This is a genomic window from Methylophaga sp. UBA1464 (assembly GCF_002325665.1).
Taxonomy (GTDB): Bacteria; Pseudomonadota; Gammaproteobacteria; order Nitrosococcales; family Methylophagaceae; genus Methylophaga.
Genome location: NZ_DCSO01000052.1, coordinates 25736 through 34394, shown reverse-complemented (window position 1 = coordinate 34394; position 8659 = coordinate 25736). Strand labels below are relative to the sequence as shown.

Genomic DNA, 8659 nt, shown 5'->3' with positions numbered 1-8659 from the left:
CTGCCATATCAACGCTGGAAAGGCATACCGATGTAGAACTGATTCTGGTGGGCGATGAAGCCACCATATCAGCAGAGTTAGCCAAACATCAGTTTGCTGACAAGCACCGGATTAAAATTCACCATGCTTCTCAAACGGTTGGCATGGATGAAGCCCCTTCATCAGCACTTCGCGGTAAAAAAGATTCTTCAATGCGGGTGGCCATAAATCTTGTAAAAGAAGGGCAGGCTGCTGCCTGTATCAGTGCCGGCAATACCGGCGCATTGATGGCAACGGCACGTTTTGTATTAAAAACCCTGCCAGGAATTGAACGTCCAGCCATCATTACAGCATTGCCCACCATGCGTGGACACACCTATGTTCTCGATCTTGGGGCCAATGTGGACTCCACAGCCGAACATCTGGTGCAATTTGCATTAATGGGCTCCGTGTTGGCCGAGTTGATTGATGGAAAACCAAATCCGACAGTGGGCCTGCTTAATGTTGGTGCTGAAGAAATTAAAGGTAATGAACGGGTAAAAGAAGCGGCTCGTTTATTGGCTAAAACAGACTTGAATTATTATGGTTATGTTGAAGGTGATGGTCTTTACCATGGCGAAGTTGATGTACTGGTCTGTGATGGGTTTGTTGGTAATGTGGCGTTAAAAGCCAGTGAAGGCGTCGCGCATATGATTCGTCATTATCTGCGTCAGGCATTTAGTCGTAATATTTTCACTAAAATTGCCGGTTTGATTGCCTATCCGGTTTTGAAACATTTCAGTAAAGAACTCGATCCTCGAGCATTTAACGGAGCCAATTTGATTGGTTTACAAGGCATCGTGATCAAAAGTCATGGTGGTGCTGACGCGTTTGCGTTCGCCAATGCGATAAATATTGCCATTCTTGAAGCCAGAAAAGACGTACCGAAGAATATCACTAGACATCTTGAAACTCTTCTAGAGGAACAAGTATTGTGATTTATTCCAGAATTGCCGGGACGGGCAGCTATTTACCGGAAAAATTTCTGACAAACATTGATTTAGAATCAATGGTTGAAACCAGTGATGAGTGGATTACCGATCGTACCGGTATAAAAAAAAGACATATTGCTGCCACTGACGAAACCACAACTGATTTAGCGTACTTTGCTGCCAAAAATGCCATCTCTTCTGCAGGATTAAAGTCTCGCGACATTGACATGATTATTGTCGCAACAACAACTCCGACACGCATTTTTCCAAGCACCGCAGCACTGGTTCAGCAACGGCTGGGGATTCATGGCTGTCCAGCGTTTGATATTCAGGCCGTTTGCACGGGTTTTGTTTACGCATTAACTATTGCCGACAAGTTTATTAAGTCAGGCAGTGCTAAAAATGTACTGGTTATTGGAGCAGAAACCTTGTCGCGCATAGTCGACTGGACTGACCGCAATACCTGTGTGTTATTTGGTGATGGAGCGGGTGCCGTCGTGCTTCAGGCTTCTGTTGAGCCTGGTGTACTGTCTACACATATCCACTGCGATGGCAGCTTTAATAATCTGTTACATGTGCCGACCGGGCCAGGCAGTGCTATAACCGAAGATCCAGCTTATATCGAAATGCAAGGCAATGAAGTTTTCAAGGTGGCCGTCAAAACCCTTAGTAAGATCGTCGACGAAACACTTGAAGCTAATCAATTAGATAAACACGATATTGATTGGCTGATCCCGCATCAGGCGAACATCCGAATTATTGCGGCGACAGCCAAAAAATTGAGCATGTCCATGGACAGTGTTGTCGTTACCGTTCAAGACCATGGTAATACCTCTGCGGCATCTATTCCACTGGCTTTAGATGTAGCCGTGCGTGATGGTCGTATCAAGCGCGGCGAAACATTGTTGTTTGAAGCGTTTGGTGGTGGGTTTACCTGGGGCTCTGCGCTCATCAAATATTAATCTGAGGTGTTTTTAGCAATGCATTCAGCTTTTGTCTTTCCCGGTCAGGGTTCTCAATCAGTATCCATGTTAGCCGAGTTGTCTGAAAGGTTTCCGCAAGTTCAGCAAACATTTTCAGAGGCCAGTGAGGCCCTTGGTTATGATTTATGGTCACTTGTTCAAAACGGACCTGAAACTGAATTAAATCAAACTGATAAAACCCAACCAGCCATGCTGGCCGCCGGTATTGCTGTCTGGCGTTGCTGGGAGGCGACGAGCCAGTATAAGCCAGCTTATCTGGCAGGTCATAGCCTGGGTGAATATACTGCACTGGTAGCAGCACAGGCTCTGGATTTTAAAACAGCCATTAAGCTGGTCGAAAAACGCGGTCAATTGATGCAACAGGCCGTTCCTTCAGGTGAGGGCGCTATGGCGGCTATACTTGGTCTGGACGATGATGTCGTCAAAGCTGTCTGTCAGAAAGCCTGTGATATAGGCGTCGTTGAAGCGGTTAATTTTAACTCACCGGGCCAGGTAGTGATTGCCGGAACCAAATCTGCCGTTGATAAAGCTGTTGAAATTGCGACTGAAAAAGGCGCAAAACGTGCTCTGCTATTACCTGTCAGCGTACCCTCGCATTGTGCTTTGATGCGTCCGGCTGCTGAAGAATTACTTACAGAGCTGGAATCCGTCACTCTTCAAGCTCCCCAAATTCCTGTAATTCATAATACAAGTGTGAGCACAACTGCCGATCCTGATGAAATTCGTCAATTATTAGCACAACAGTTATACAATCCGGTTCGTTGGGTTGAAACGGTCGAATGGCTTGCTGCACAGGGTGTGGATACGCTGGTTGAATGTGGACCGGGGAAAGTCCTGGCTGGCCTGAGCAAACGTATCGATAAATCTTTGCAGGCTTTACCGGTATTTGATTCAGTAACTCTGCAGAAAACTCAAGAAGCGTTAGGAGAATAATCATGAGCCTACAAGGTAAAGTTGCTTTGGTAACGGGGGCCACCCGTGGTATCGGACGTGCCATTGCGTTGAGTCTGGGCGAGCAGGGTGCAACGGTTATCGGCACCGCCACCTCAGAAAATGGCGCCGCTGCCATCAGTGAATATTTGCAATCAGCAGGCATTCAGGGCAAAGGCATGGTATTGAATGTCACGCAGGATAATGCGATTGATGAGGCCGTCACAGCGATTGAAACAGAATTTTCTGCGCCGGATATTCTGGTCAATAACGCCGGAATTACCCGTGATAATTTACTGATGCGCATGAAAGATGAAGAATGGGACGATATTATCAATACCAATCTCACACCTATTTTTAAACTGAGTAAACGCTGCGTCCGCGCGATGACCAAAGCCCGTTGGGGCCGAATTATTAATATCACCTCCGTTGTTGGTGTGATGGGGAATGCTGGTCAAACTAATTATGCCGCAGCTAAAGCGGGTGTGATTGGCTTTAGCAAATCTTTGGCTCGTGAAGTCGGGGCACGCGGTATTACTGTAAACAGTGTTGCGCCAGGGTTTATTGATACCGATATGACCAGTGGTCTGCCAGAAGCGCATAAAACAGCGTTACTGGAACAGGTTCCGATCAAACGCCTCGGTGAGGCAGAAGAAATTGCCGCTGCTGTCAGCTTTTTGGCCAGTCCTTTAGCAGGATATATTACCGGCGAAACGCTGCATGTAAACGGCGGCATGTATATGAATTGAGGGCCTGAATCTGCAGAGACTCAGGTTTTTTTATTGTGGAGATATTTTCGGACAAGGCTTCCAGCTTGTCTCCGCAGTGCTCGCACTATAAAATGCCAGCACGTTGTTTGTACTTAACCACCAAAGGAAACAGATGTTATGAGTGATATTGAAGCTCGAGTAAAAGAAATTGTTGTCGAACAATTGGGTGTAAACGCCGATGAAGTAACTGCCGATGCTTCATTTATTGATGATCTGGGTGCTGACTCGCTGGACACTGTTGAGCTGGTTATGGCACTGGAAGAAGCATTTGAATGTGAAATTCCTGATGAAGAAGCTGAAAAGATCACCACAGTAAAAGAAGCTGTCGCTTATATTAATTCTGTACAGTCTTAATATTACAGATTGCTTCAGATGTAGCCGTCTAGCGTGCAAGTCATGCTAGGCGGCTACGTTGTATCTATAGAGAAGATTCGCAAGAGGAAAGCTGATGTCTAAAAGACGCGTTGTGGTTACCGGGCTGGGCGCGGTAACACCGGTCGGTTTATCGGTGGCAGAAAGCTGGGATAACATCCTGGCAGGCAAAAGTGGTGTGGCACCAATCACATCATTTGATGTAACTGATTTTCCAGTTCGTTTTGGTGCTAGCGTCAAAGACTTTGATGTTGAGACAGTTATTTCTCGTAAAGACGCCAAGAAAATGGATACTTTCATTCACTACGGCATTGCAGCCGCAGTGGAAGCAATTAAAGATGCTGGTCTCGAAGTGACTGATGCCAATGCTGAGCGTATTGGTGTTGTTATTGGTTCGGGTATTGGCGGCTTGCCTGGTATCGAGGCCGGCTATGACAGTTTTCTGAATGGTGGTCCACGTAAAATTTCGCCTTTCTTTGTGCCTAGTAACATTATCAACATGATCTCCGGTAATTTGTCGATCATGTATGGCATGAAAGGTCCTAATACCGCCATTGTTACTGCCTGTTCTACTGGCACACATTGTATTTCGGCTGCTGGTCGCATGATTCAGTATGGTGATGCTGATGTGATGATCGCCGGTGGTGCCGAAATGGCTACATCGAAAACCGGTTTAGGTGGTTTTGCTGCAGCGCGTGCCTTATCAACACGTAATGATGATCCACTTGCTGCAAGTCGTCCGTGGGATAAAGATCGTGACGGGTTTGTCCTGGGTGATGGTGCTGGTGTGCTCGTATTAGAAGAATATGAGCATGCTAAAAAGCGGGGCGCAACGATTTATGCTGAATTAGTCGGCTCAGGTATGAGCAGTGATGCCTATCACATGACCATGCCGTCACAGGGCGGAGAGGGGGCAGCACGTTGCATGGTAAATGCAATGAATGATGCAGCCATCAACCCGGAAGACATCAGTTATATAAATGCTCATGGCACATCAACACCTGCTGGTGATGTGGCTGAAACCCAAGCGATTAAAACCGCTTTGGGCCATTCAGCACAAAAGGTAGCTGTCAGTTCAACCAAATCCATGATTGGTCACTTATTAGGCGCGGCCGGAGGCGTAGAAGCGGTATTCAGTATTCTGGCGATTCGCGATCAGGTGGCACCCCCCACTATCAATCTGGACAACCCGGATGACGCTTGTGATCTGGATTATGTACCACATACTGCCAGACAAATGACTATTGATATTGCCATGTCGAATTCATTTGGTTTTGGCGGCACCAACGGTACTGTTATTTTCAAAAAACTCAGTTAGTTGACACGACATGATTCTGATTAACGGCCAACCCGAAAACAGAATCGATGTCGCGGATCGTGGCTTGCAATATGGCGATGGTTTATTTGAAACCATCGCCTATCGTCATGGTGGACTGGAATTTTTATCTGATCATCTTTCCCGTTTAAAAGAAGGTTGTGATCGCCTGAAAATTGGTTTTTCAGCAGAACAACAACAGTTACTGATTCAAGATATTCAATCTGTCTGTCAGCAGTTAAATCACAATGCCGTAGTCAAGATTATTCTGACTCGTGGCTCAGGTGGCAGAGGCTATCGTTATGAAGCTGATATGCAAACTACCCGCATTATCAGTAGCCATGCCATGCCGGTTTACCCTGTTCATAATGTTTCCGGCATCAAAGTACGTATCTGCCATCAGCGTTTAGCAATCAATCCAAGCTTAGCGGGAATCAAACACCTCAACCGGTTGGAACAGATCCTTGCCCGAAATGAATGGCGGGATGAGACGATTGCCGAAGGTTTAATGTTGGATTATCAAGATCGGCTAATCGAAGGTACCATGTCAAATGTGTTTCTGGTGAAGGACAATAAATTATTCACGACTGAGCTTTCAAGCTGTGGAATCGCTGGTATTATGCGTAAGCAGCTAATTAACCTGGCTGAAAAACTGGAGATGCCCGTTCATATTACCTCACTGACTATCGATGATATTAACTCAGCTGATGAAATGTTTGTTTGTAACAGTCTACTGGGTATCTGGCCGGTTATACATATCACAGACTTCAATAGGGATCTTGGTCACGGTCCGATCACCCAGAAGCTGCAGAAGGCTTTAAATTCATTAGACAGAAACCAATGAAAATACCTTTAACTATCAAACTACTTTTTTTACTGGTGTTCATAGCGATTATTGCTTTGATAGTCTGGAGTGAATATCAACGATTTCTGCATCAGCCAGTGAATCTGATCGAAGATGATACGATTTTTACTATCAATCCCGGTGATAACATCAGTAAAGTCAGTCAACGTTTATACGATAGTGGTTTGAGTCCAGTTCCCAGTGTCTATCTGGATATCTATGCTCGACTCCAAGGTAATGCGCAGCAGATCAAAGCAGGTGAGTATAGGGTTCAAGCTGATGCTACGTTGCCTGATTTATTAAACCTCTTTATTAGTGGCAGAGTCGTTCAATATTCGCTGACTATTATCGAGGGGATGACGGCAAATCAATTATTTGAAAAAATGCTGGCCCATCCAAAACTCAAAATCACTTTGAACGAACTGAACAATGAAACAGTGCGCGAAGCCTTGGCTATTGACAATGAACGGGTTGAAGGCTGGTTTTTACCTGAGACTTATCACTTTCCTGCCAATACCACGGATGTACAGTTTTTACGTCGAGCGCATCAGAAAATGCAGAACCAACTGGAAAATGCCTGGCAACAGATGTCAGAAAAGTTACCATATGAATCGGCGTATGAAGTCCTGATCATGGCTTCTATTATTGAAAAAGAAAGTGCCATTCCTGAAGAACGACCAGAAATTTCCGGTGTGTTTGTCAGACGTCTGGATAAAGGTATGCGTTTACAGACAGACCCCACGGTTATCTATGGAATGGGTGAGAGTTATGATGGCAATATCCGTAAAAAAGATCTGCAAACCGATACGCCATACAATACCTATACCCGTTTTGGTTTGCCACCGACGCCAATCTGTTTACCCAGTAAAGAGTCTATTGAAGCAGCGATGAATCCGGCGGAAGGAACCAGTCTGTATTTTGTAGCGGGGGCTGAAAATGGTGGTCATGTTTTCTCAGATAATCTTGAAGACCATAATCGTGCCGTCAGGCAGTACTGGAATAATATGCGGTTAACCCAATGAACGGAAAATTCATCAGTATTGAAGGCATCGAGGGTGCTGGTAAATCAACGCAGCTGCAATTTATTGCTGATTATTTACGATATCAGGGTAAACACGTTGTCGTCACACGTGAGCCGGGCGGTACTCCGTTGGGAGAGAAAATCCGTGAAGTTCTGCTTAAGCCAACGGATCAGGCGATGGCAGAAGATACCGAATTACTGCTGATGTTTGCCGCGCGTGCCGAACACATCCAACAGGTCATCCTGCCAGCGTTAAAGCGCGGCGATTGGGTCGTGTCTGATCGTTTTGTTGATGCCACTTTTGCCTATCAGGGCGGGGGCAGAGGGATTGACGAACAGCGAATTCGTCAATTGGCTGAGTGGACCTTGCAAGGCTTTCAGACCGATGTGACATTTTTATTTGATTTACCGGTTGCGCTTGGGCAAACACGTGTTGAGCAACGCCAGCAGCAAAAAGATCGCTTTGAACAGGAAAAAAAGGCTTTTTTTGAACGTGTGAAAAACTGCTATTTGGCTCGCGCAGAGGCTGAGCCGGAGCGCATCAAGTTAATAGATGCCAGCCAGAGTATTGCTGCTATTCAACAACAGCTTAGTCAACAGCTTGATCAGTTAGTGGATAAATCAGGTTTATGACGGAGCTTTTTCCATGGCAGCAAACACTTTGGCAGCATGTTGTTGTCAGAGTCGATAAGCAGCGCCTGCCGCATGCCATTTTAGTAACCGGTGTTGCAGGCTTAGGTAAAGCACAATTTGCTGCCAAAATGGCTGAAAGCCTTTTATGTTTAAACGTAGACAATCAATTTCACGCCTGTGGTGTCTGTCATAGCTGTCAGATCATGCAGGCGGGGAATCATCCGGATCATTTGACGATCAGTGTTGAAGAAGCGGGTAAATCAATCAAAATAGAACAAATCCGTGCGCTGAAAGAAAAACAGTCATTGACGCCGAGCATCGCCAAATGGAAAACGGTCGTTATTGAAGCGGCTGATGCGATGACCAATAGTGCCGCCAACAGTTTATTAAAACTGCTTGAAGAGCCTCAGAACAATACAATTTTGATTTTAACTACGGATGCAGTGCATCGGTTGCCTGTCACTATTCGTAGCCGCTGCCAGCAAATGCATATGTCGGCACCTGACTACTCAATAACGATGCAATGGCTTGATTCAGAAGGAATTTCAACAGATGTCGAGCAACTGCAGAAAATCTCGTCATTAACCCAGGATGCCCCGTTTGCTATCGTTAAAGCCCTTGAAAGTAATGAGTGGCAGGCGTATCAGCAGATTCAGCAGGATTTTGATCAGCTGCTGCTGCAACAGACAAACCCCGTCCAACTTGCTAATCAATGGCAGCNNATCTCTTGAAAGTCATGCACCAATTATTATCAACGATTAAAACCCGGCTCAAAAACCATTATTCGGGATATGCTGAAGTCAGTGAAACACAGCAATACTGGCAGATCGTTGATTGCATA

At 45.7% G+C, this 8659-nt stretch carries 10 protein-coding genes; all 10 read left to right on the top strand.

The annotated features are described in order from the left end of the window. Positions 1–956: phosphate acyltransferase PlsX (gene plsX, locus B3O33_RS06225; protein WP_292363201.1), on the top strand; the 956-nt coding region annotated here is incomplete at its 5' end. Further along, positions 953–1912, top strand: a complete 960-nt coding sequence (locus B3O33_RS06220) for a beta-ketoacyl-ACP synthase III (protein ID WP_292359389.1) — start codon at positions 953–955, stop codon at positions 1910–1912. The genes plsX and B3O33_RS06220, both read left to right, overlap by 4 nt. 18 nt (positions 1913–1930) lie before the next feature. Next, on the top strand, positions 1931–2866 hold the full coding sequence (fabD, locus tag B3O33_RS06215) for an ACP S-malonyltransferase (RefSeq protein ID WP_292359391.1): 936 nt from the start codon (positions 1931–1933) through the stop codon (positions 2864–2866). 2 nt (positions 2867–2868) lie between these two features. Then, complete coding sequence (fabG, locus tag B3O33_RS06210; protein WP_292359392.1) at positions 2869–3612, top strand: 3-oxoacyl-ACP reductase FabG; 744 nt, start codon at positions 2869–2871, stop codon at positions 3610–3612. 138 nt (positions 3613–3750) lie between these two features. After that, complete coding sequence (gene acpP / locus B3O33_RS06205; RefSeq protein ID WP_014707198.1) at positions 3751–3987, top strand: acyl carrier protein; 237 nt, start codon at positions 3751–3753, stop codon at positions 3985–3987. A 94-nt stretch (positions 3988–4081) separates the two neighbouring features. Then, a complete protein-coding gene (fabF, locus tag B3O33_RS06200; RefSeq protein ID WP_292359394.1) occupies positions 4082–5323 on the top strand; it encodes a beta-ketoacyl-ACP synthase II in 1242 nt (413 codons plus the stop codon). A gap of 10 nt (positions 5324–5333) precedes the next feature. After that, on the top strand, positions 5334–6164 hold the full coding sequence (pabC, locus tag B3O33_RS06195) for an aminodeoxychorismate lyase (RefSeq protein WP_292359395.1): 831 nt from the start codon (positions 5334–5336) through the stop codon (positions 6162–6164). After that, the gene (gene mltG, locus B3O33_RS06190; protein WP_292359397.1) at positions 6161–7186 is read left to right on the top strand and encodes an endolytic transglycosylase MltG; all 1026 of its coding nucleotides are present in this window, start codon (positions 6161–6163) and stop codon (positions 7184–7186) included. Before pabC ends, mltG begins: the two co-directional genes overlap by 4 nt. After that, positions 7183–7818, top strand: coding sequence for a dTMP kinase (gene tmk / locus B3O33_RS06185; protein ID WP_292359399.1), 636 nt, complete (start codon positions 7183–7185; stop codon positions 7816–7818). Before mltG ends, tmk begins: the two co-directional genes overlap by 4 nt. After that, on the top strand, positions 7815–8549 hold the full coding sequence (gene holB, locus B3O33_RS06180) for a DNA polymerase III subunit delta' (RefSeq protein ID WP_292363200.1): 735 nt from the start codon (positions 7815–7817) through the stop codon (positions 8547–8549). The genes tmk and holB overlap by 4 nt, the downstream gene beginning before the upstream one ends. Positions 8550–8659: the final 110 nt, after the last annotated feature.